This window comes from Dolichospermum planctonicum (assembly GCF_005402965.1).
GTDB lineage: Bacteria > Cyanobacteriota > Cyanobacteriia > Cyanobacteriales > Nostocaceae > Dolichospermum > Dolichospermum planctonicum.
In genome coordinates this window covers 25,160-48,549 of sequence record NZ_BJCF01000002.1, presented here as the reverse complement: position 1 = coordinate 48,549, position 23,390 = coordinate 25,160, and the positions used below count along the sequence as shown (strand labels likewise).

20 protein-coding genes and 2 pseudogenes are annotated in these 23,390 nt (G+C 39.7%); 14 read left to right on the top strand and 8 right to left on the bottom strand.

The features are described 5' to 3' along the window. Positions 1-89 precede the first annotated feature (89 nt). From crtE to FFO06_RS01360, 4 genes and pseudogenes are all read left to right on the top strand, one after another. A complete protein-coding gene (crtE, locus tag FFO06_RS01375) occupies positions 90-1,028 on the top strand; it encodes a geranylgeranyl diphosphate synthase CrtE (protein WP_137906421.1) in 939 nt (312 codons plus the stop codon). A gap of 85 nt (positions 1,029-1,113) precedes the next feature. After that, positions 1,114-1,575, top strand: coding sequence for a divergent PAP2 family protein (locus FFO06_RS01370; protein ID WP_137906420.1), 462 nt, complete (start codon positions 1,114-1,116; stop codon positions 1,573-1,575). Between the two features lie 301 nt (positions 1,576-1,876). Next, on the top strand, positions 1,877-2,488 hold the full coding sequence (locus FFO06_RS01365; protein WP_137906419.1) for a hypothetical protein: 612 nt from the start codon (positions 1,877-1,879) through the stop codon (positions 2,486-2,488). Between the two features lie 408 nt (positions 2,489-2,896). Then, positions 2,897-3,106: pseudogene (locus tag FFO06_RS01360) on the top strand (divergent PAP2 family protein); the annotation flags it as partial. Between the two features lie 51 nt (positions 3,107-3,157). Here FFO06_RS01360 and FFO06_RS01355 read toward each other — a convergent pair. The 4 genes from FFO06_RS01355 to FFO06_RS01340 all read right to left on the bottom strand — a co-directional run bounded on the left by FFO06_RS01355 (position 3,158) and on the right by FFO06_RS01340 (position 5,897). Next, positions 3,158-3,811 (bottom strand): hypothetical protein, encoded by a 654-nt coding sequence (locus tag FFO06_RS01355; RefSeq protein ID WP_137906418.1) that lies wholly within the window; start codon positions 3,809-3,811, stop codon positions 3,158-3,160. A 74-nt stretch (positions 3,812-3,885) separates the two neighbouring features. Continuing rightward, on the bottom strand, positions 3,886-4,215 hold the full coding sequence (locus FFO06_RS01350; RefSeq protein WP_137906417.1) for an MgPME-cyclase complex family protein: 330 nt from the start codon (positions 4,213-4,215) through the stop codon (positions 3,886-3,888). Between the two features lie 147 nt (positions 4,216-4,362). Further along, positions 4,363-5,082, bottom strand: coding sequence for a nuclear transport factor 2 family protein (locus FFO06_RS01345; RefSeq protein ID WP_137906416.1), 720 nt, complete (start codon positions 5,080-5,082; stop codon positions 4,363-4,365). 92 nt (positions 5,083-5,174) lie between these two features. Next, complete coding sequence (locus FFO06_RS01340) at positions 5,175-5,897, bottom strand: pyridoxine 5'-phosphate synthase (RefSeq protein ID WP_028089047.1); 723 nt, start codon at positions 5,895-5,897, stop codon at positions 5,175-5,177. 89 nt (positions 5,898-5,986) lie between these two features. On the opposite strand from FFO06_RS01340, the pseudogene FFO06_RS01335 reads away from it, so the two are divergent. The 7 genes and pseudogenes from FFO06_RS01335 to FFO06_RS21770 form a co-directional block, all read left to right on the top strand. Further along, a pseudogene (locus tag FFO06_RS01335) lies at positions 5,987-6,202 on the top strand (DNA cytosine methyltransferase); the annotation flags it as partial. Positions 6,203-6,312: 110 nt separating this feature from the next. Beyond that, on the top strand, positions 6,313-6,990 hold the full coding sequence (gene deoC, locus FFO06_RS01330) for a deoxyribose-phosphate aldolase (protein WP_137906415.1): 678 nt from the start codon (positions 6,313-6,315) through the stop codon (positions 6,988-6,990). A 29-nt stretch (positions 6,991-7,019) separates the two neighbouring features. Further along, complete coding sequence (gene recO / locus FFO06_RS01325) at positions 7,020-7,949, top strand: DNA repair protein RecO (protein WP_137906414.1); 930 nt, start codon at positions 7,020-7,022, stop codon at positions 7,947-7,949. Further along, a complete protein-coding gene (locus tag FFO06_RS01320) occupies positions 7,933-9,579 on the top strand; it encodes an MFS transporter (protein ID WP_137906413.1) in 1,647 nt (548 codons plus the stop codon). Before recO ends, FFO06_RS01320 begins: the two co-directional genes overlap by 17 nt. Positions 9,580-9,853: 274 nt before the next feature. Then, on the top strand, positions 9,854-11,002 hold the full coding sequence (locus FFO06_RS01315; RefSeq protein ID WP_137906412.1) for a glycosyltransferase family 4 protein: 1,149 nt from the start codon (positions 9,854-9,856) through the stop codon (positions 11,000-11,002). A 310-nt stretch (positions 11,003-11,312) separates the two neighbouring features. Further along, positions 11,313-12,281 carry an orange carotenoid protein N-terminal domain-containing protein gene (locus tag FFO06_RS01310; protein ID WP_137906411.1) on the top strand — a complete coding sequence of 323 codons (969 nt, stop codon included), beginning with the start codon at positions 11,313-11,315 and terminating at the stop codon, positions 12,279-12,281. Between the two features lie 235 nt (positions 12,282-12,516). Further along, the gene (locus FFO06_RS21770; protein ID WP_137906530.1) at positions 12,517-12,636 is read left to right on the top strand and encodes a DUF29 family protein; all 120 of its coding nucleotides are present in this window, start codon (positions 12,517-12,519) and stop codon (positions 12,634-12,636) included. 36 nt (positions 12,637-12,672) lie between these two features. On the opposite strand, the gene FFO06_RS01300 is transcribed toward FFO06_RS21770, so the two are convergent. The 3 genes from FFO06_RS01300 to gpmI form a co-directional block, all read right to left on the bottom strand. Further along, on the bottom strand, positions 12,673-13,446 hold the full coding sequence (locus FFO06_RS01300) for a peptidase (RefSeq protein ID WP_137906410.1): 774 nt from the start codon (positions 13,444-13,446) through the stop codon (positions 12,673-12,675). Positions 13,447-13,467: 21 nt separating this feature from the next. Further along, on the bottom strand, positions 13,468-13,701 hold the full coding sequence (secG, locus tag FFO06_RS01295) for a preprotein translocase subunit SecG (RefSeq protein WP_137906409.1): 234 nt from the start codon (positions 13,699-13,701) through the stop codon (positions 13,468-13,470). A 199-nt stretch (positions 13,702-13,900) separates the two neighbouring features. Next, on the bottom strand, positions 13,901-15,499 hold the full coding sequence (gene gpmI / locus FFO06_RS01290; protein ID WP_137906408.1) for a 2,3-bisphosphoglycerate-independent phosphoglycerate mutase: 1,599 nt from the start codon (positions 15,497-15,499) through the stop codon (positions 13,901-13,903). Between the two features lie 283 nt (positions 15,500-15,782). Here gpmI and FFO06_RS01285 point away from each other — a divergent pair, with 283 nt between their 5' ends. Beyond that, positions 15,783-17,888 carry a right-handed parallel beta-helix repeat-containing protein gene (locus FFO06_RS01285; protein WP_137906407.1) on the top strand — a complete coding sequence of 702 codons (2,106 nt, stop codon included), beginning with the start codon at positions 15,783-15,785 and terminating at the stop codon, positions 17,886-17,888. A 100-nt stretch (positions 17,889-17,988) separates the two neighbouring features. On the opposite strand, the gene FFO06_RS01280 is transcribed toward FFO06_RS01285, so the two are convergent. Further along, on the bottom strand, positions 17,989-19,683 hold the full coding sequence (locus tag FFO06_RS01280; RefSeq protein ID WP_137906406.1) for an ABC-F family ATP-binding cassette domain-containing protein: 1,695 nt from the start codon (positions 19,681-19,683) through the stop codon (positions 17,989-17,991). 686 nt (positions 19,684-20,369) lie between these two features. Here FFO06_RS01280 and FFO06_RS01275 point away from each other — a divergent pair. Then, positions 20,370-22,565 carry a cation:proton antiporter gene (locus FFO06_RS01275; RefSeq protein ID WP_137906405.1) on the top strand — a complete coding sequence of 732 codons (2,196 nt, stop codon included), beginning with the start codon at positions 20,370-20,372 and terminating at the stop codon, positions 22,563-22,565. A 53-nt stretch (positions 22,566-22,618) separates the two neighbouring features. Continuing rightward, entirely contained in the window at positions 22,619-23,281 is a 663-nt protein-coding gene (locus tag FFO06_RS01270) for an AMIN domain-containing protein (protein ID WP_137906404.1), read from the top strand. Positions 23,282-23,390: the final 109 nt, after the last annotated feature.

Genomic DNA, 23,390 nt, shown 5'->3' with positions numbered 1-23,390 from the left:
GAGTGTTTCCGTCCCCAACCTCCGTAAAATTAGTATACAGATCGCAAACAACAGCCCCATATTTTGAACAGTTAAGAGGAATACAAAGCATGGTAGCAACGGATGAAAAATTGACAACCCCAAAAAAATCAGAGTCGGCTAGTTTTAACCTCGCTACCTATCTCAAAGAACGACAACAGCTTTGCGAACAGGCTTTAGATAATTCCATTACCGTGACTTATCCAGAAAAGATTTATGAAGCCATGCGCTACTCCCTCTTAGCTGGAGGTAAACGAGTTCGTCCCATTCTCTGTCTAGCTACCGCCGACATGATTGGTGGCACAATAGAAATGGCCATGGCCACAGCTTGCGCGGTAGAAATGATCCATACCATGTCACTGATTCATGATGATTTACCCGCTATGGATAATGATGATTATCGTCGTGGTAAATTGACAAATCATAAAGTCTATGGTGAAGATGTGGCTATTTTAGCAGGAGATGGTTTATTGGCCTTAGCTTTTGAGTATGTGGCCGCCCAAACTCCTGAAAATGTACCCAAGGATAGGGTTTTACAAGTAATTATTCGTCTGGCCAAGGCTTTGGGTGCGGCTGGCTTAGTCGGTGGCCAGGTAGTAGATTTAGAATCGGAAGGTAAATCAGATATTTCCCTAGAAACTCTGAATTTTATTCATAATCACAAAACCGCAGCCCTGTTAGAAGCTTCTGTAGTTTGTGGAGGAATTATTGCCGGTGCATCTGCTCAAGATGTGCAAAAACTAACTCGTTATTCTCAAAATATTGGTCTCGCTTTCCAAATCATTGATGATATTCTAGATATTACTGCTACCCAAGAACAGTTAGGTAAAACCGCTGGTAAGGATCTAGCAGCTAAAAAAGTCACCTATCCTAGTTTGTGGGGAATTGAAGAATCTCGCGCTAAAGCTCAACAACTAGTTGCTGAGGCTTGTGCTGAATTAGAATTTTATGGGGAAAAAGCTATTCCTCTCCAAGCGCTCGCTCATTTTATCACCAGCCGCAATCACTAACCTCTATTTTGGATTTTGGCGGCTTGTATCCTCATTTTTCCTCCACACAACCACTACTCACACTTACTAACCTCACCAAAATACCATGCAGGACATAGGCATAGGCGAAATTATTAACAACCGGGTGCTGTTGGTTGCGCTTGTAGCTTGTTTTTTGGCTCAAGGATTAAAGCTGATCGTTGAGTTAGTCAAACACCAAAAATTAGATGTGCGTGTCCTAGTCACGACTGGGGGTATGCCTAGCGCCCATTCAGCCCTAGTGACAGCCCTAGCAGACGGTGTAGGACAAACTTTGGGCTGGGCATCTCCAGAATTTGCTCTAGCTGCGGTTTTTGCTATTATTGTTATGTATGATGCTGCTGGTGTCCGTCAAGCTGCCGGTAAGCAAGCCCGGATACTTAATCAAATGATTGATGAATTATTTCATGAAAAACCGGACTTTTTCCAAGACCGTCTCAAGGAGTTATTGGGACATACACCAGTTCAAGTTATTGCTGGTTCGGTTCTGGGTGTAACTATTTCTTGGTTAGCTAGGGCGGCCTACTAGTCATTGGTAATTGCCCGGATTTCCCAGATGATCAACCTATTACAAATGGTGTTGGTTATCCTTTGTGATACAATAGTATGGCAAGTAGATACGCAGCATATATGACAACCATACTGAGAGAAAAAGCATTAGTCCTTCTGCGTCAGGCTTTGAATAACCCAAACGCTGATTTTCGTGATGCACAATGGGAAGCTATAAGTAGGTGAACGGAAAAAAACCGACATAAGTAACGAAAAGTAAAGTTGCCCAAAACCTGTTCCCTGTTCCCTTGTCATAAGGATTTAAGGATTGACACAATTTTATGGCATTTAGCAATTATAAAAGTATTAGTTCAGTCATTAAAAAATTTCAAATCAAGTATGTGCAATCTAATTTTATGTTGGAAGTAGAATTTCCGGCTAAGGAATCTTTTAAGGAGGAATTAGACTTGCTATTTACAGATGGAGTTATTGATAACTCGGAAGATGCTATTTGTGAAAATCTCATTTATCCAGTATTGAAAGAAGTATGGAAACCTTACCGAAGTAAATTAACTCTTTGGAGTCATGAAGCATTAGCTTATGATGAGGATTTATCAGGTATTCCTGATTATACTGTGACACAGCGAAACTCTTTAAGTACAATTGTTTTTGATAAACCTTATTTTTTGATAGTTGAAGCTAAACAAGACAAATTTGAAGAAGGTTGGAGTCAGTGTTTAGCTGAAATGATCGCAGTTCAGAGAATTAATGATGATTTTGTTAGTGATATTTTTGGAATTGTTTCTAACGGGAAAATATGGCAATTTGGAAAGTTGGTTGGTGATGTATTTACTCGAAATAAAAATCTGTATATGATTCAAGATTTAGATAAATTATTTGCTGCGGTGAATTATATTTTCCAACAATGTGAATTAAAAATCCAAAAACATTAAAATAATTTCTCGTTCCCATCTCTCGTTCCCATACTCTATATGGGAATGAATTCTAGAAGGCTCTGCCTTCAAAAACAGTGGAGTCTGGAGTCAGAGCCTCTGTGATAGCATTCCCAGTCTCCGACTGGGAATGAGATAATTACGAATAGGAACTATTTTGAACCTTTAAGATGTGCAGTTTCAGAGTTTTTCAACTGGGATACTGCGGTTGTTGAGTTATTCGCAGCTTTGATTATATTATACGAAATACCCCGGATTTCTCACCAAAGCGAGGCGCTCCGTAGGAATCGCATTGTTTATGAGAAATGCGGGTTAGCGACTTTCATCGCCACCTGAAGAAAACCACAGCTATCAAGTATTCATCATGACTAAACAAGAATTTGAACGACAAAAACCCCGGGATCAAGGATTATTGTTATGTATGATGCCGCTGGTGTCCGTCAAGCTGCCGGTAAGCAAGCCCGGATACTTAATCAAATGATTGATGAATTATTTCATGAAAAACCTGACTTTTTCCAAGACCGTCTCAAGGAATTATTGGGACATACACCAGTTCAAGTTATTGCTGGTTCGGTTCTGGGTGTAACTATTTCTTGGTTAGCTAGGGCGGCCTACTAGTCGTTTGTCATTAGTTAATAAACAACTAACAACTAACACAACTAAGAATTATCAACGCACAATTGAGCGTAGTAAAACCACTTTCCGACCATCTGCTAAAATGGCCACAAATCCGGTTTCACTGAGTTTTTTTAATGTATTGTATGCTTCTTTTTGATTGGTAGTATAAACTGCGAGTAAGTAAGGGCGTTGTCCATAGGATACAAAACCTACATCACCTCCTACAGCGTTTCGCAGACTACTAACCATTTCTGGACGGTTAAAATAATCTACCAGAATTGCATAACCTTCCCCTAATATTTTGGGGTCGTAGGTGATTTTTGTAGTTTGTGTGTTTGGTATTGTTTGAGTTGCTTGTCGGGTCACTGGTTCTGTTGCACGAGTGGTAATAGTGGCAGATAAACCAACTATATTTTGAATATACCTCGCCCAACGGTTGGCATCATCAATATTTGTAAAACCACCAACTCGCGTTACTGTTTGGTTGTTATACTGACAAACAACTGTTTTTTGCTCAGTCGGTAATGCAGTACGCAACTGCTTTTGATTTTCCGGTGTCGGACTCAATACTAATAATAAATATTCCCCTATATTTGGTTGTTGACAATTAGCAAAATTTTGTTGAGCAATAACAGGATGAATATTGCTAATTAAGGGGGCAAATGCTAATAATAAAACACCCGATAAAGTTGGTAATTTTTGCATAATATCATAATATTGATAATTGATAATTGGGGAAAAGGTGAAATTATGATTTGTTCCCTATTCCCTGTTCGCTATTAAGAAACGGTGCTAAGAGAGGCTATTGCATTAGGTATAGTGTGAGAAGGGGCTGAAAATTCTCCAGTAATGACATACTCTAATCGTAATTTTAGCCAGGTAATAAATTGGGCATTAGTGGAAATAATTGCTGCTGCTGGTTGAGGACATTTCTTTTTAATATCTCTCATTTCTGGTGCTTCTAAAAAAGCAGGTTGCTTGACTAACCAAAAATCAATTTCTTTTTCTTGTTCATGATAGTGACGAGTCCGTTCTTTGAGAACTTCATCTATTGGTTCTTCTTCTATGAGAAAGTGTTGACTGGCCAAAACGTAATAATATTTTTCCATTTTCTGTGTTTACTGACTAATCCATAATTCTATGGTAAGGTGTTAACATCCCCGACTTCTAGTATTGATTCATCATTTCATTGACATCATGAAAACAGAAGTCAGGAATGTAATAATGGTACAGTATTGAAGCTGTACCCCGCATAATTAACTTTTCTTTAATCCCTGAAACCAAGAACCAAAGGGACAACCACTACCTTTATTATTGTCACTATTTTCTATTTTGCCACCTGCTGTCAACTTTTCCAAGAACAGGGCATTATCAAAATAGTGTTCTAAGGAAACAATTTTTAAATCATCGGTAACATGGGCAACACTCATACCGATCATTTCTACTGTTTCCCCCGTTGGTGCATAATCTTTGTATTTACCCTGAAAATGTCCCCAGTGTCGCCATTTGAATGTAACATGAGGCGGACCTGAATAAACTGCTAATACTTCCCAGGGAAATCCTTGGGGAAAGGTACTATGAAAGATATCATGGGATGATTCAAAACTTTCTTCAGAAGCTTTGTAATGTTCAGAGTCAGCCATAAATAAATTATAAGTACCTTTTGCACCTAATTCAGCAGCGGTATATTGTTGGCCGCCATTGCTGCTCACCCGGAATTTGTCATTAACGACAGATAACCACTGTTGGGGGTTGGTTTTCCATGAAACTTCCATTTCAAAGGTTCTGACTAGGTTTTCCACAATTGCTTCCAGTGTACCTTCTAAATGATGGTGAATACTCTCTTTAGCTAGGTTCTGCTGAGAACGGGTATAGTCAGGTGGCTTTTGATAGCGCCATTGAGCGTCTGTACTGGCTGCAATTACCTTAGCTCTGTCCTGTACCCATAGGGGTAAGTTATTCGGTGTAGAACTCATAAAAGTTTCAAGTCTGACTTTAATTTAATTTACAGGATTTCGCAACTAATACTCCCCAGTAGCAAGAGGTAAAAGATCAGAATTTTACCCAATTACCAATTACCCCCCATTGCTGCTTTCATTTCTCGAACTGCTCTTTCTATACCTACCAAAGCGGCTCGACTAATGATAGTATGACCAATATTGAGTTCTTCCATACCTGGAAGCGCGGCCACAGGGTAAACGTTCCAGTATGTGAGTCCGTGACCAGCATTTACCCTTAAACCCGCTTTAATGGCTTGTTCACAGCCCTGGGCTAATAAAGCTAGTTCCCGCTGACGAGTTGTTTCGTCTTTGGCTTCTGCATATTGTCCTGTATGCAGTTCAATAAATTTGGCTTTTACCTTGACAGATGCCTCGATTTGTGGTAATTCGGCATCTATGAACAAACTTACGGGAATGCCAGCATTTTGCAGTTTATCCACTATTGCCCCTATTCTAGCAGTTTGTCCGACAATATCTAAACCACCTTCTGTGGTCACTTCTTCCCGCTTTTCTGGTACTAGGGTAACATAATCAGGTTTGATGTCTAGGGCTATAGCTAACATTTCCTCGGTCGCAGCCATTTCTAAGTTTAGATGAGTTCTGACGGTTTGCCGCAATAGTCGCACGTCTCGATCTTGAATATGTCTTCTATCTTCGCGTAAATGGGCAGTAATGCCATCTGCACCTGCTAATTCCGCTAGTAATGCTGCTGCTATGGGGTCTGGTTCTACTGTACGCCGAGCTTGACGGATAGTAGCTATATGATCAATATTTACACCGAGTGTAGGCACGTCTGGTTTCTCCTGCTTTGCTGTCTTTTACTGTCTTCAGATGTTGATTTTAGCGGAAATACTAATAATTTTTAATTTTTTAATTCAATGGTAATAATGAAGTCCATTTACATCCTTACAAAATTAGGCGTATTTCTGTAGCAGAAGCTTTAGCAATTCAATCTTTACCCGCTAATTTTTCACTCCCAGGAAATATGTCACTTACGAATATGTTTAAAACTGTTGGCAATGGTGTACCATACTTAGCAGCAAAATCATTAGCACAAACTATTCTTGACTTTTTAAACAGTGGTTTGCCAGAATAGTCGCACGCTCTATACTACTAATTTCTGACTTCTCCTGATCTGTGGTTTAATATATAAGAAATACTTTAATTTTCATCAAGTTTAATAAACTCTACACCAAAATAAAAACGATGGCATTAGACTATCCAAACATTGATATTGCACCATTTATTGACCACTCTCTGCTATTACCAATTGCCACCCCAGAACAGATAAGTCAATGGTGCGATGAAGCATATAGATATAACTTTGCTTCCGTTTGTGTAAATCCCTGCTATGTCAAGCAAGCAGCAGAACTATTATATAAAAAAAATCCTCGAATTTGTACGGTCATTGGCTTTCCCAATGGTGCAAATACCTCAGCCGTGAAATTATATGAAGCTAAAGAAGCAGTAGATAATGGCGCTACTGAGTTAGATGTAGTTATTAATTTAGGCTGGTTAAAAGCCGGGAAAACAGACGAAGTTCACCAGGAAATTGCCACAATTTGCGAAGAAGCCGGACAGCCTGTTAAGGTAGTTTTAGAAACTAGTCTTCTTACTGATACTGAGAAAAAAATAGCAGCAGAATTGGCTATGGATGCTGGTGCAGCATTCTTAAAAACCAGTACAGGTTGGAATGGTGGGGCAACTGTAGCAGATATTAAGCTGTTAAAGGAAATCGCAAAAGATCGGGTAGGAATCAAAGCATCAGGGGGTATTCGTACACACAATGAAGCCTTAGATCTAATTATAGCTGGTGCGACTCGATTAGGCACATCCCGTGGTGTAGATTTACTTCGTCAACGTAATAACCCGGTCGGGGAATAGATAATATGAAAATTTTTTACTAGTAACTAATGACTAAAACCTACAAAGCAACTGGTATCAATCTCAAAACTCAGCCCCTGGGCGAATCGGATAAAATAGTCACAATTCTTACCCAGGAATTTGGTTTAATTCGGGCAGTGGCGACTGGGGCGCGTAAACAAAATTCCAGTCTGGGCGGTAAAATGGGGATGTTTGTGATTAATGAATTACTAATTTCTCCCGGCAAAAATCTCAATATAATTATTGAGGCTGAAACTATTAAAAATTATCCGGGTTTATCTAGGAATTTGGGTAAATTAGCTGCTAGTCAATATTTAGCTGAAATAGTCTTATGTCAATTTTTAAGCGAACAACCCCAAATAGAAATTTATGAATTATTTAATAAACATATTCAGCGTATAGAATATATACCTGGAACAGAAATAAAAGCTGTAGTCGCTTGTTTAGTTCAAGGTGTATTTCAGCTTTTAAATTTAGCGGGTCTAAAACCACAAGTAGAATTTTGTTGCTTAACACAGCGGTTTTTAACTCCAGACTGGAAAAATCCCCATTGGCAAGTTGGATTTAGTATTCCCTCTGGTGGGATAATTTGTTTAGAGGCCTGGAAAAATTTGCAACAGCAAATACAGCAGGGAAAATGGGAACATCGGAAAATGAACGGAAAAACAAAGACAAATGTTACCAATACCCAATCCTTGGCCTCTGACCCTAGTGATAAAACGGTTTTTTATCAGCAGGAGTTACCAGTTGTTTCTTACCTGTTGAACGGAAAAGAACTGTTTATGCTTCAACATCTGTCGGAAATAGAGATAATACAAATAGATGCAGCCGACTATTCTGGATGGTTAGCTGTTGAGCAAGTTTTACGCCAGTACGTCCAGTATCATTTAGAACGACCAATTCACTCTGCCACTTTGATTGACTCTTATTTTGCCACTAACCATGATGCAATCGTCTGATTTAGATAGAAAAAGCCGAACTCACTCACCTAGCGAAGCTAAAAAAAACCATAGATCATCAGATCATAATGTTGCTTCTTCACCTAAACTAAGTCATATTCATAGTTCAGAAATATCACTCAATAATATTTCTGAATCTGGAAGTTTTACGTCAGAAATTCCCTTGACTAATATCCCTAAACCACTAGAAATTACCCAGATAAATGGCAAAATTAATTGTGATCAGGATCAGGACTCAGTAGCAACGGAAATAATACCAGAAACTCCACCAATAATGGATAGTGGTTCGGGAGGTCAAGATTCAGAAAATCATCAACGAGCGGGTTTTTTACCTGTATTAAAAAATCAGAATTTCCTGGCTCTTTGGGCAGGTCAAGTTTTTTGTCAATTAGCTGATAAAGTTTATTTAGTATTAATGATCGCTTTGATTAATAGCCAGTTTCAAGCTAGTGATCAAAGTATTAGCGGTTGGGTTTCCGCTTTAATGATGGCCTTTACAATTCCCGCAGTATTATTTGGTTCTCTTGCTGGAGTGTTTGTAGATCGTTGGTCAAAAAAAGTTGTTTTGGTAGCATCAAATATTTGGCGCGGTATTCTGGTTTTACTCATTCCTGCTTTATTATGGTTCACTCATAATTGGCAGCCTGTGGGAGTTTTACCAGTGGGTTTCTTGATTATTTTAGGTGTGACTTTTCTGGTTTCTACCCTAACACAATTTTTTGCACCAGCCGAACAAGCCGCCATTCCTTTAATAGTAAAAGAACAAGATTTGCTTTCCGCTAATTCTCTTTATACAACAACAATGATGGCTTCCGTAATTGTTGGTTTTGCAGTCGGAGAACCAGTTTTAGCATTAGCAGATAAACTGTGGATACAATTAGGTGGTAGTGGTGGCTTGGGAAAAGAAATTTTGGTCGGTGGTAGTTATGCGATCGCTGGGTTAATATTATTCTTACTCCAAACTAACGAAAAACCTCACCCCCCAGAAACAGAATTTCCCCATGTTTTCTCAGACCTGCGCGACGGGTTACGTTATCTCCAAGAAAATCATCGCATCCGTAATGCTTTATTACAACTAATTATCTTATTTTCTGTCTTTGCAGCCCTCACTGTTCTGGCTGTGCGCATGGCGGAAATTATTCCTAATATGAAAGCCTCTCAATTCGGCTTTTTACTAGCCTCCGCAGGTGTCGGTGTTGCTGTGGGGGCGACAATTCTCGGCCAATTTGGTCAACGTTTTTCCTACAAACAACTCAGTTTTTGCGGTTGTATCGGCATGACAGCCTCTTTAATTGGTTTATCATTATTTACAACCCAACTCTTACCTGTACTCTTATTTATAGCCTTAGTGGGCGTATTTGGCGCTTTGGTCGGTATACCCATGCAAACCGCAATTCAAACTGAAACACCCCCAGCTATGCGCGGTAAGGTATTTGGACTGCAAAATAATGTGATTAATATTGCTCTCTCCCTCCCCCTGGCTTTAGCAGGTATAGCAGAAACTTTTATCGGCTTAAAAGCAGTATTTTTTACCCTAGCCGTCATCGTCTTATGCGGCGGTCTCTTTACCTGGTACAATACTGGTGCATCTGAGGATGCTAAATCATCAACAACTGCATCAAAATCATGAATTTCATGCTAAACTTAATCCAGTCAGATGGAAAATAGCCTTGGCTGGAAACAAACTAAATAATCAGTATATTAAGTTGTGATTAAGTAAATATTTCATAACTTTTTAATATTTATCATCAATAAAGTTATTTATTGAATTTTTAATTACCAAGATTATTTAGTTTTTCAATTACCTGTAACTGAATTTTTATCATCAACGAAAATTCTGTTATCACAACTGCATAATTAAAACAGTATAGTTGACACCCGCCTTTTTTATAGATAACCAAAGAATGCGTATAGCTTGGATTGGAAAAAAAACGCCCTTTTGTGGTAACGTCACCTACAGTCGAGAAATTACCAACGGCTTATTAGATAGAGGACATGAGGTTAGTTTTCTACACTTCGCTCAGGAAGAAGCCACCACGGACAACTGGCCGAATTTTCAAGAAGTTCCCCTACCATTTATCTACAAGTCCCAGGTTTACACTATTCCCTCTTTTAAAGCAACTAAAGTTTTGAAAGATTCCCTCAGAGAAATTAAACCAGATATAGTCCACGCTTCTCTGACTTTATCAACTCTTGACTTCGTTTTACCAGAAATTTGCGAAGAATTAAATTTACCTCTAATTGCAACTTTTCACACTCCATTTGCAGGTAAAGGAGCAAAATTATTATCTAGTACCCAACTCTTAGCTTATCAACTTTATGCCCCTTTTTTAGATCATTATGACCGCGTAATTATTTTTTCCCAAATTCAGAGAGAATTACTCTCAAATATGGGGGTGCGGGAAAACAAAATTGCTGTAATTCCTAATGGTGTAGATCCTATTAAGTATTCTCCCGGATATTCCCAAATCAAAACAGAATTTGGCGCTGAACGTTTATTTGTGTACCAAGGAAGAATCGCTCAGGAGAAAAACGTTGAATCTCTCTTGCGTGCTTGGAAACAATCAGATATGGGAATTAATACAAAATTACTTATTGTCGGTGATGGTCCATTAAAACCTTCTTTAGAATCCTTTTATGGGCGAGAACATGGGATCATCTGGTTAGGATTTATTGCTGACGAAAATCGCCGCATCGAAATTTTACGGGGGTCTGATGTATTTATTTTGCCTTCTTTGGTAGAAGGTCTATCCCTATCCCTATTAGAAGCAATGTCCTGTGGTTTAGCCTGTTTAGCTACTGATGTCGGTGCTGACGGAGAAGTTTTAGAACGGGGTGCAGGTGTAGCAATTAATACTAGAAGCGTGCGATCGCAGTTAAGAACCCTCTTACCACTATTTCAAGATCATCCAGAACTAACAACATTGTTAGGACAAAAAGCCAGAAAACGGGTATTGGAACGCTATACCCTGAATGATAACATCACCCAATTAGAAGAGCTTTATCATCAAGTCGTCGTACAGCGGCCTTTAACACTGAGTTGGGGTGTTTAGGTAATTTCATCGTTTCTTCTTGACAATCAATAAACACCTCTAGCAGAGACGTTTCATGAAACGTCTCTACAATGGTTATAAAAAAATGCACTTACCTCTAGCTACTTCTGGAGGAGGAAGATATTTATTATTTATTCATTTATGATGAATAACCACATTTAATCTATTTTGTCAAGTCGTAATTTCCATGGCTTTACAAAAATTAAGATTTCCGTTACATTACTTTACATAAAACCTAAGTTCATCATAAACATTTTTAACTTAAGTTTTCATAGCGACTAATAAACACATAATCTTGGAGATTCCAATTGTGGCATTAACTATCCAGTCTGCTCAAACTATTTTTTCTAATACTCAAGTTCCTAGTCCAATTCCCGCAACTATAGCCTTGTTCGATCAACTTAACGTTGATGATCAATTAGCTTATCTTTGGTACGCTTATACTGAAATGGGTAAAACCATTACTCCTGCTGCACCAGGAGCGGCACGCTTACAATTAGCCGAGGGTTTGCTTAATCAAATTAAGCAAATGTCCAGTGAAGAACAAACAAAAGTCATGCGGGATTTAGCCAGTCGCGCTGATACTCCTATTAGCCGTGCCTATGGTTTCTTCAGTGTAAATACTAAACTAGCGTTCTGGTACGAGTTAGGAGAATTGATGAAACAGGGAGTTATTACCCCTATCCCCGTTGGTTATCAAATGTCCCCTGGTGTAAAATTTGTATTAGAAACTACACAAAAACTTGATCCAGGTCAGCAAATTACCGTATTGCGAAATACTGTAGTAGATATGGGATTTGATACTTCTGACCTCGGTCCTAGTAGTTATCCCAAAGCAGCTACAGAACCTGCTTTCCAACGCACAACTCCAGTGATTTCCTCGGTGAAAATTGACGGCATTACAGAACCCGCTGTGTTAGGCTATATTGAAGCCATGAATGCAGATAATTTTGATGCTGCTATTGCGCTATTCACTACTGACGGTGCGCTACAACCACCATTCCAAAAGCCAATTGTGGGACGGGAAGCGATCGCTAAATATATGCGCGAAGAAGCACAAGGACTTAACATGATGCCGCAACAAGGTATCTGTGAAGTTCAACCAGACGGTTCTAAGCAACTGAAAATTACAGGAATCGTCCAAACTCCTTGGTTTGGTGTTACTGTCGGTATGAATATTTCTTGGCGGTTTTTGATCAATCCTGAAGGAAAAATATTTTTTGTAGCTATTGATATGCTGGCATCTCCTCAAGAACTCATGAACCTGCGTCGAGTTTAATCAAATCAAGAGGCTGTTAACAATAAAGTTGGCATCAAACCGTTTTAACAGCCTCCAAACTGGCAAATTATAAAGTATAAGGTATTGACACTGGGCGAAAAGTTTGTTATGATGTAAGAGACGAGGAAGAACTATCTTCCATGTATAAGCGTAATTAATAAAATATTAAGCTAAGTCACCAAATCATCAAGAATTAACCACTAACTTACGCAACAATTTAGTATAAAATACTAATCTGATTTACAGTAATGCTTTAGATTATGTTAAAATCAAAAGAAAATTAACTAACTTACCAGAACTCTGTCCCTACACTTTAGGTCAGATTTTAGACAAAAACTGGTTGCGTTTATCTTAAAATATCTTAAAATATCATATTTTCCGTCGGGAAAATTTAATCCTTCCCTAAAACAGACCAACCCAAACCTGTAGGTTGTTCATAAACCCGTTTTAAAGTATTTACATCTCTAACAGAAATAAACGGTGGTTTGCGAACTTGAGAAAAATACATTGTATCAGTTGGTAACAAACTATGACCCCAAATACCTAAAGCATGGCCAAGTTCATGACGCGCTGCCGATAGTACATATTCACCAGTTTGACTGGGACTCAACAGAATTGTAAACCTGTGAGATAGAATATTATTTGCAGTATATAAATCATAAGTAGTTAAAGCCGAACGCGCACGAGGTATTTTACTATTAGGTTCAAGTTGTAAAGGTGGAACTTTACGAATAATTTTAATATCAGCAATATCGGATTTTTCTACTACCTGTAAAGGTAAATAAATACTCCATTCTTCAACTGCTTTTAAAACATTGCCAACCCATATTTGTGATTGTTTTTCACTAATATCTTTTGGTATTTCTATATTCACCTTTGCCGGAAAGTTTGACCAAATTAAATAACCAACTTTAGTAGATTTGATTTGATCAAAATAATCACCACTATTTGTTTTATCGTGCCATTTTACCAGATTTGGTGGTAAAGAATGGTGCTTTTTCAGAACAGATAGAGAATTAGATAATTGAAAATTTCTCTCCTGTTCGCTGAAAACAGCATTAATTGGAAAATCAGTAAAAATAACTAACAGTCCTGTACTTATTGCTAAAATCAGAACTGCCATTAACCGTCGCCAAAATCGTTGATTTTGGGTAATTTTCCCCATTTTCCCCATTTTCATTCGCAACTACTTGGGCAACCAATTAGCACTTAAAACCACAGTCAAACCCATAAAAACCACCGTTAACGCCCAAGTAACTCTATTTAAAGTATTTTCGGCACTTTTGGTACTTGTGAACAATTGTGCTTGTCCACCAATAGCACCAATTCCGTCACCTTTAGGACTATGTAACAAAACCAGAACAATTAAACCAAGAGCAGAAAATGCCCAAATACCTTGTACGATGTTAGTAATTGTCATATTAGAAATGTTGGTTATAAGAAGTCATCAAACAATCAGGGATTTAGCTAAATTGGCGGTTAGAAACCGCGTCTACACAGGCAAAACCCACCAGCGTAGGTTTCAAAATCTTGATTTTTCTTGAGTCCGCGCCGGCGGACTTTGATTGTGTAGCTGCGACTTCCAGTCACCAGGACTAAACCCCTAACATTTTACAATTTTACAAGCCCACCTGTACAGGAGTACGAGTTAATTGTAAATCATATTCTGCGGCTTTGAGTAATGATCGCCCGGTCATTTCCTGGGGTTGGGATATTTGTAAAATATCCAGAATAGTTGGGGCAATATCGGCTAATTTGCCATCATTTCTTAATTCCACATTTGTTCCATATCCCGGTATTTTGGTTTTTTCACCCTCTACCAAAATTAAGGGAACTGGGTTGGTAGTATGCGCTGTCCAAGGATTACCGCCCTCATCTAGCATATACTCAGCATTGCCGTGATCAGCAGTAATAATTGCCGTACCACCAGCTTTACCAATTGTATCAATCAGACGACCCAAACAAAGATCTACCGTTTCAATAGCTGTTACTGTAGCCGGTATTTGTCCCGTATGCCCTACCATATCAGGGTTAGCATAGTTCATCACTACTAGGGAGTAGATGCCTTTTTTAATAGCAGCGATCGCCACATCCGTCACAGCTTGTGCTGACATCGCTGGGGCTTGATCATAGGTCGCTACCATGGGACTACTGACCAATTCCCGGTCTTCTCCCACACAAGCCTCTTCCATTCCCCCATTAAAGAAATAGGTGACATGAGCGTATTTTTCCGTTTCCGCAGTTCTAAACTGTTTTAAACCACGGTTAGCGATAACTTCACCCAGAATATTAGTCAGGTTTTGAGGCTCGAAAGCCACAGAAACGGGTAATTCTGGATCATATTGGGTAAAAGTTACAAAAGAAAGCGGCACAATTTGCCGTCTTTCAAAACCGTTAAAAGTTTTACTGACAAAAGCTTGAGTTAGTTCTCTAGCACGGTCAGGACGGAAATTAAAAAATATTACCCCATCACCCGATTCTACGGCACCTGGTTGCAAACGGACGGGGAGAATAAACTCATCAGTAATACCTTCAGCGTAGGATGCTTGCAATATCTCTACAGCCGAGAGTCCATTGCCTGCACCGTCTGTTGTCATTACATCGTAAGCCCGTTGGACTCGATCCCAGCGGTGATCACGATCCATGGCATAATAGCGACCACTAATAGTGGTAATTTCACCAATACCAATATCCTCTATGTATTCTTCTAGCTGCTGGATAAACCTGATTCCATCTTTCGGTTTCGTGTCACGGCCATCAGTAATCCCATGGATACAAACTTGTGAAACTTGCTGTTCTTTGGCTAAGTCAAGTAGTCCCAATAGATGGGTAATATGGGAATGCACCCCCCCATCAGAACAAAGCCCCACTAGATGTAACTTGCCATTAGTGGAACGGACTTCCTGGCAAATTTTCACCAGGGCTGGGTTTACCCTTAAAGAACCGTCTTCTACAGCATCTGAGATCCGTACCAGTTCTTGCGGTACGACCCGACCAGCGCCAATGTTCAAATGACCAACTTCCGAGTTGCCCATTTGACCTTCTGGCAACCCTACGGCTTTTCCTGATGTGCGAATGAGGGTGTGGGGATAGGCTGCCCATAAACTGTCCATGACGGGAGTTTTGGCAGCAATAATAGCGTTTCCTCGCTTTTCCTCACAGTAGCCCCATCCATCTAGAATGACTAGCACCACAGGAGCAACAGGTGCTTTGGTCATAGTAAAATCGCCCTTTACTTTTTGTAATACTTGAATGATACCATTGCTAATCATTTATGGAAGTTAAATTCTGTTGATCTTATCCCAGTCCCCGGTCAGCATTTACCAGTCAGCTTTTTAAAATTCTTGTCTCATCAGGATTTCACTTTATTTTTTTAATAGTAGATAACTTATCTATTGGAAACGGGAAACCTCTCCAAGAATAAAAGAGTCAATCCACCTTATATATATACACCTCACGGGTATAATTAATTTTGGATTAGCTTTCAGGAACAGATACCAAATGTACATCAGTATAAGGTTGCAAACTCTATGGTATTTCTGCATTGGGCTGATACTTGTTATTTGCTGCACTATATTAGGAGCAAATGCCAGTTCGACACCAGTAAACCTATACGTTTCTCCTTTAGGAAACGATACCTGGTCAGGTGAGATTGCAGCCCCTAATTCAGAGAAGACCGATGGACCATTCCAGACACTTGAGCGGGTGCGTGATCAGATCCGTACTCTGAAAAAGGGGCGTAAATTCCCTAAAGGCGGCGTTACTGTCTACCTACGTGGGGGCATTTATGAACGTAAGGTACCATTTATCCTGAATGCAGAAGATAGCGGCACAAAGGATTCGCCTATTGTTTACCGTCCCTACTTAAATGAGCAAGTTCGCCTATCTGGGGGAAAGGAGATCCGGGATTTCTACCCTGTTAATGATCACAGTATCCTCAAGCAGATGCAACCTGTCGCCCGTGGCAAGATCCTACAAGTCGATCTGAAAGCACAGGGGATTACAGATTACGGACAACTCTCACCACGCGGCTTCGGAAGACCCGATCATCCTTCTCCCTTAGAACTGTTTTTTGCAGACCAACCCATGCACATAGCACGTTGGCCTAACCAGGGTGATCTAAAAATCGCCGATGTGCCGGCGGGAAAGAATGGTGGTAGGTTCACTTATGACGGCAATCGCCCTCAGCTATGGAATAATAAGCGGGATATTTGGTTACACGGCTACTGGACTTGGGATTGGGCAGACTCCTATGAAAAAGTCAAGCTGATCAACACACAGACTCACGAAATTGCTACTGAGCCGCCCCACGGGGTCTATGGCTACACAAAGGGCAAGCGTTATTACGTCCTTAACCTCCTAGAAGAATTGGACACCCCCGGTGAATATTATTTGCATCGTCAAACTGGCATTCTCTATTTTTGGCCACCAACACCTGTGGAAAACAACCGGGCTATTGTTTCTATGATGAAAGAGCCACTGGTTTCCCTAAATGCTGCATCTTATATTACCCTGAGTGGTCTGATATTTGAAGATTCCAGAGGTGCAGCCCTTAGGATAGTTAAGGGGGAGAACGTCTTGGTTGCAGGCTGTCAAATTCGTAACCTTGGTACAAATGGGGTGGAAATTAAGGGAGGAATCCGCCACGGTGTCATTAGCAGCGATGTATATAACATTGGTGAAACGGGTATAGTCTTGAATGGAGGCGATCGCAAAACCCTGACACCAGCAAAGCACTATGCTATCAATAATCACATTCATAATTATGCTAGGTGGGTGAAGACGTACCGAGCAGGCATTTCTATTCAAGGTGTTGGTAATCTGATCTCACATAATTTGATTCATGACGCGCCCCACAATGCTATTCTTCTTAGCGGCAACGATCACATCATTGAGTTCAACAATATCCACCACGTTTGCTTAGAAACTAATGATGCTGGGGCATTTTATATGGGTGGAGACTACACCCAGCAAGGGAACATCATCCGCTATAACTATTTTCACCACCTGTACGGACTTCAAAAGCAAAACAACTCTACTCACTCTACTCTTGTTATGGCAGTGTACCTTGACGACGGTACTAGCGGTACAACAATCTATGGTAACCTATTCTATAAAGTGCAGCAGGGCGTGTTAATCGGTGGCGGACGTGATAACACAGTAGAGAACAACATCTTTGTTAAAAATAAGATTTCAATATCTGTAGATGCACGTATTTTAGGCTGGGCAAAAGCCAGTGCTGCTCGCGGAGGTAATTGGAGAATGGTGGAAAAGCTGGAAGATATGAACTATAAACATCCGCCCTACAGTATCCGCTACCCTCAATTGGTGAAAATTTTAGAAGATGAATATGGCGTTCCCAAAGGCAATAAAATTATACGTAACGTCTATTTTGGTGACGGCTGGTTAAAGTTAAAGAACAAACTGACCGACAAGACTATTACTATCGAGGGAAATTTAATTAAGAACGATGTCAGCTTTGTAGTCCCAGATGATGATCTCTTGCAACTAAAGTCCGACTCGGCTGCTTACAAGTTTGGATTTCAGCACCTGCCAATAAATAAAATCGGGTTATACAAGGATAAGTACCGTAAAGCTGTTTCCTAACTCCTTAAAAAATGGGCGAACCGGGAGATGTAAATTGCTGCTTAAAAAACAGGTGACAGAAAGCCAGAATCACAATCAGTCACCCATTTGCCGATATTACCTACTTTCGTTTTGCTCCGGCTTTGGCAGCTTTGGCAGCTTTTTTTGCGGCTTTTTCCGCTTCTGCTGCTGCCAATTCTGCTAATTCTTTTTCTTCGGCTTTCTTATCCAGATAATAGTGATAATCTCCTAAGTAAACCCGAAATTCACCATCACGAATTTCTACTATTTTATTAGCTACTTGGGAAATAAAATAACGATCATGGGAAACTACAAGGGCTGTACCATCATAATTTTGTAAGGCCTCTTCCATCATTTCCTTCGCTGGAATATCTAAGTGATTGGTAGGCTCATCTAAAATGATTAAATTCGCTGGACGCAATAGCATTTTCGCCAACGCTAACCGAGCTTTTTCACCTCCACTTAATGCCCCAACTTTCTTAAATACGGTATCACCAGTAAATAAGAATCTTCCTAACAGTGTGCGAACTTCTTCATTTGTCCATTCAGGAACTTCATCATGAATGGTTTCCATGACAGTTTTATTTAGATCTAACGCTTCCGCTTGGTTTTGTTCAAAGTAACCAGCAATAACGTTGTGATCTCCTAATTTAACAATCCCTTCTGTGGGTTTTTCCACACCCATAATCATTTTCAAAAGTGTGGATTTACCCGCACCATTAGGACCTAGAAACGCAATTCTGTCTCCTCTTTCTACTAACAGATTTGCGGATAAAAATAGAATTTTATCTCCATAAATATGGGTTAAGTCCTTAATTTCTACTACCTCTCTACCGCTACGACTAGCATCAGGAAAACGGAAATGTAGGGTTCTGACTCCGCCTACAGGTGCTTCGATGCGTTCAATTTTGTCTAGTTGCTTTTCTCTACTTTTTGCCTGGGTACTGCGGGTAGCACTAGCGCGGAATTTATCTACAAATGCTTGTTGTTTTTCTAGTTCTTTTTGTTGACGTTCATAAGCGTTCAACTGTGCCGATTGATTTTCTGCTTTTTGTTGTAGGTATGATGAGTAATTACCCAGGTAAGAACTAGAAACACCCCGTTCAGTTTCTACAATTTGGTTACAAAGACGATCCAGAAATTCCCGGTCATGGGAAACTATCACCATCGGGGTAATTAAACCTCTGAGGTAATTTTCTAACCACTCAATAGTTTCTAAATCTAAGTGGTTTGTCGGCTCGTCCAATAGTAATAAATCGGGTTTTTGGAGGAGGATTTTACCTAAACTCATTCGCATTTGCCAACCGCCAGAAAAAGCACTCACTAGGCGATCACTATCTTCCAATTGAAATCCCATTTCTGGTAATATTTTACCAATGCGGGAGTCTAAGTTATATCCGTCTAAAGCTTCAAATTGCCGCTGCAACCTGTCTAGTTTGTGAATTAATTCATCTAACTCTTCTGGAGAGGCAGTTTCCATCTCACGAGGTATGTGAGACAAAGCTAACTGTACCTCGTTAGCTTCTTTAAATACAGTCCAAAACTCCTCTCTGACTGTGCGAGTGGGGTCAACCTCAAACTCTTGGTTAAGATAAGCTATATGTAAACTAGCCGGACGAATAATTTCCCCAGCAGTCGGTTCAATCTCCCCAGAGATAATTTTCAGTTGGGTAGATTTTCCCGCACCATTAACACCAACTAAACCAATACGATCTCCTGGTTTGACTTCCCAGTTGATATCTTTAAGAACTTCGCCTGTAGGATAAATTTTACTGATATGTTCTAGTCGCAGCATGAAGTGTCTCTTGGGTAGGAAAAGGGGCAAAACTAACGCCGTATTCAATCTTAACAAAAATTAACGCAATATTTACAAGTTTTTTGACTATAAAAATAAATTTTCTCCTTGAGAATCCCCGACTAATGCCAGTTTTCGTCATTTTTGAACTATATTCTCTGGCTTGATCGCCGAAATTCTGGCTGCTCCTCCCAGATATGTGGTACATTTACTGGGAAATCACTATCAAAGTCCATATTTTGACTTGATTCTGGTGACCAATACTCACGTAACTGACAGCATTTATGACATGATAAATATCGAAAATATTATTGATAGCAGTTGTGGCCTAGCCATAAACCTGATTATTGCTTATGGGTAATTCATTAATTACCCCCGGTTTCGTGATTTTTTGCGTAAATTCTATATGATTAACTTTTTGGATTAAATAATTTCTTGATCAACAGTTATAAATCCTAGATTCTCTTTAATTTGTTTTATTATTGCTGATTGTCAAATTATTTCTAGTTTAATCAATAAATTGATAGTTAGTTATTTTTAGCATTAACCATTAAGATGGTAAAGTAACCATGACTAACATCTCAAACCAATAAAAATGGTCTCCAGATGTATCTAATCATATTGACAATATTCACAGTTATCAAAAATTATCTGCGTCAAATCTGGTAATCGTTAGTGGGGAAACTATGCACACAGTTGTTCTCGTTCTAGTTCAAGTGCTAATTGTTATTGGACTCTCAAGACTTGTAGGACTGGGATTTAAAGCAATTAAACAACCATTGGTAATTGGTGAGATATTCGCCGGCATTATGCTTGGTCCATCATTATTTGGTTTAATTGCTCCTGATCTAGCACATCATCTCTTTCCATCAGAAACAATGCCTTATTTGAACGTTTTATCGCAAATAGGGCTAATATTTTTCATGTTTTTGATTGGGTTAGAATTAAATCCCAAATATCTGAGTGGTAACTTAAAAACTGCCATTCTCATTTCCAATCTCAGTATTATTGTTCCTTTCGCTTCTGCATTTGTATTATCTTTCGTACTGTATCCTTTAGTTTCCAGTAGTAATGTCAATTTTGCTCCTTTTGCTTTATTTTTAGGGGCAGCAATGTCAATTACTGCCTTTCCTGTTTTGGCGCGAATTATTACCGAAAACAACTTACAGGGAACTCGTTTAGGCACATTAGCTTTGACTTGCGCCGCAGTGGATGATGTCACAGCTTGGTGTATTTTGGCCGTAGCGATCGCCGTTGCTCGTCATGGTAGCATTGATCAACAGGCCGTTCTCACTATTATTGAAAGTATTGTTTATATTGGCTTCATGTTCACAGTTGGACGTTGGTTTCTCAAACGTTTGAGTAAACATCATCGTCGGGCTGGGCGCTTGAGTCAATTCCTCCTGGCTGTAATTTATATGGGGGTTGTTTCCTCCGCTTTAATTACGGAATTTATCGGTATTCATCTGATTTTTGGCGCATTCCTGTTAGGCGCAGTCATGCCCAAAGATGAGGAATTAGTCAGAGAATTGGCCATCAAAACTGAAGATTTTGTCCTCATCTTTCTATTACCAATATTCTTCGCCTACAGTGGTTTAAAAACACAAATTGGTTTACTCAACAGTCCTAAGTTATGGCTATTGTCTGCCTTGATTTTATTAGTGGCAATTGGCGGTAAATATATTGGTGCTTATGTAGCAGCTAGGTTCAGCGGCATTGACAAACGAGAATCTTCCGCCCTGGGTTGGTTAATGAATACTCGTGGTTTAACCGAGTTAATCGTCTTGAATATCGGGTTAGAATTAAAAGTAATTACACCCTTGCTTTTCACCATGTTAGTAATTATGGCCTTGGTGACAACATTCATGACCTCACCATTACTAGAATGGACATATCCTAAACGCCTGATTAGATTAGATATTGTTGAACCAGAAGCAGAAATTCCACCAGAAACCCCACCAGAAATTAGTGAACCCTATTCATCACAATATCGGATTTTAGTTCCAGTAGCTAATCCCGACACCCAAAAAGGTTTGTTACAATTAGCAGCAGCGATCGCCATCAACAACCGACAACCCGCCGTAGTTTATCCCCTCAGTTTCATTGAACTCGAAGAAGACTATAGCTTTGAGAGTAGCCCCAACGAAGCCGATAGACTCATAGCCGAACGTCGTCAAAAACTAGAAGAATTAATCGCTACCCTAGAACCACCAGAAACACGCTCCTATATCCATCCCATAGTTCGGATATCTAGCAATGTCGCCAGAGAAACAGCACAAATAGCCGCCAAAATTGTCATGTCAGACCTAGTTCTCGTTGGCTGGCATCGTCCCGCTTTTAGTAACAATCGTTTAGGGGGAAGAGTTGGACAAATTCTTAGCACTACACCAGTAGACGTAGCCGTATTTGTAGATAAAGGTGGAGACGCTATTGAAAGTTTATTAGTTCCCTACTCGGCTAACATTCATGACGATTTAGCCCTGATCATCGCTTTGAGAATGCTCATTAACCATGATACTTGTATGTTGCAAGTTTTACAGGTATTTAAAGGACATCACACCCCAGACGAACTAAGTTATGAACTTAACGCCATGATGGGGCAATTACCTAAGAGTGTCCGCGATCGGATTCAGATCAACACCGTCACCACTCCAGACCCAATGCGAACAGTAATTACTGCTTCAGAAAATGTTGATTTAACTATTGTTGGTACTAGTCGTCTCTGGGGAATTGAACGTCAAACATTAGGAAGATACACAGATCAACTCGCCATTCAATGTCGTTCTTCTTTACTCATTACCCGTCGTTACAGTCAAATTACCTCACATCTGACCTCTCTGTTACCAGCAATTAATACCCAAGAAATAATTCCCAATTCCTAACTTTTGATAGTCGGTACACTGTGCTAAACATCCCAACCCCAAATAATCAAGTCATGAAAATTAGCAATAATCAAATTCTGCCAGCGATGAGGGTGAGCTTATTTGCCCTAATTATTCTCAGCCCTAGTATCAGTTTTGCCCAAGCAGTCGCACAATTGGATAATTGGCAATTTAACCCCAAAGCACAGCAATTAAAAATTAACCTCTCAGCTACCGTAAAACCTCAATATTTTTACCTTCCCGAACCACCACGTTTAGTGCTTGATTTGCCTAACACCAAACTCGGTCAAGTCCCCACCCAAAAAGAATACTCAGGTGCAATTCAGAAAATTCGCATTTCTCAAATGAACGAAAACGTCACCCGCATAGTTCTTGATTTAGCGCCAGGAACTCAGTTACAATCCAATCAAATACAACTTTTGCCCCTTTCCCCACAAAAACCCACGCGCTGGGTCTTTAGTCCCCATATTACCTTTTCCCCCGCCCAAAATCTCTCCACCACCCTACCACCATCCACAAACTTGATTACCAACCCCCAACAACCTTTTGTCACTGTACCACCTCTAAATTCTCAAAATCCCGCATCAGTCCCCAATTCACCCATCCCTTCAGCAATGTTTCCTAAGCCTACAGTCAACAAAAATAATTCCCCAAACAACCCTACAGAAATTCCCATTATCGAATTTGGTCAACCCCTACCCATACAAAAATTTTAGACAGGCTACGCCACCCAGACTATCAGCACCTACGCAACAGGCATAATATCCTACATATAATCAGGACTTACGCAAAATATCTTTCAAAGCCTCTTTCCTTCGTGATCTT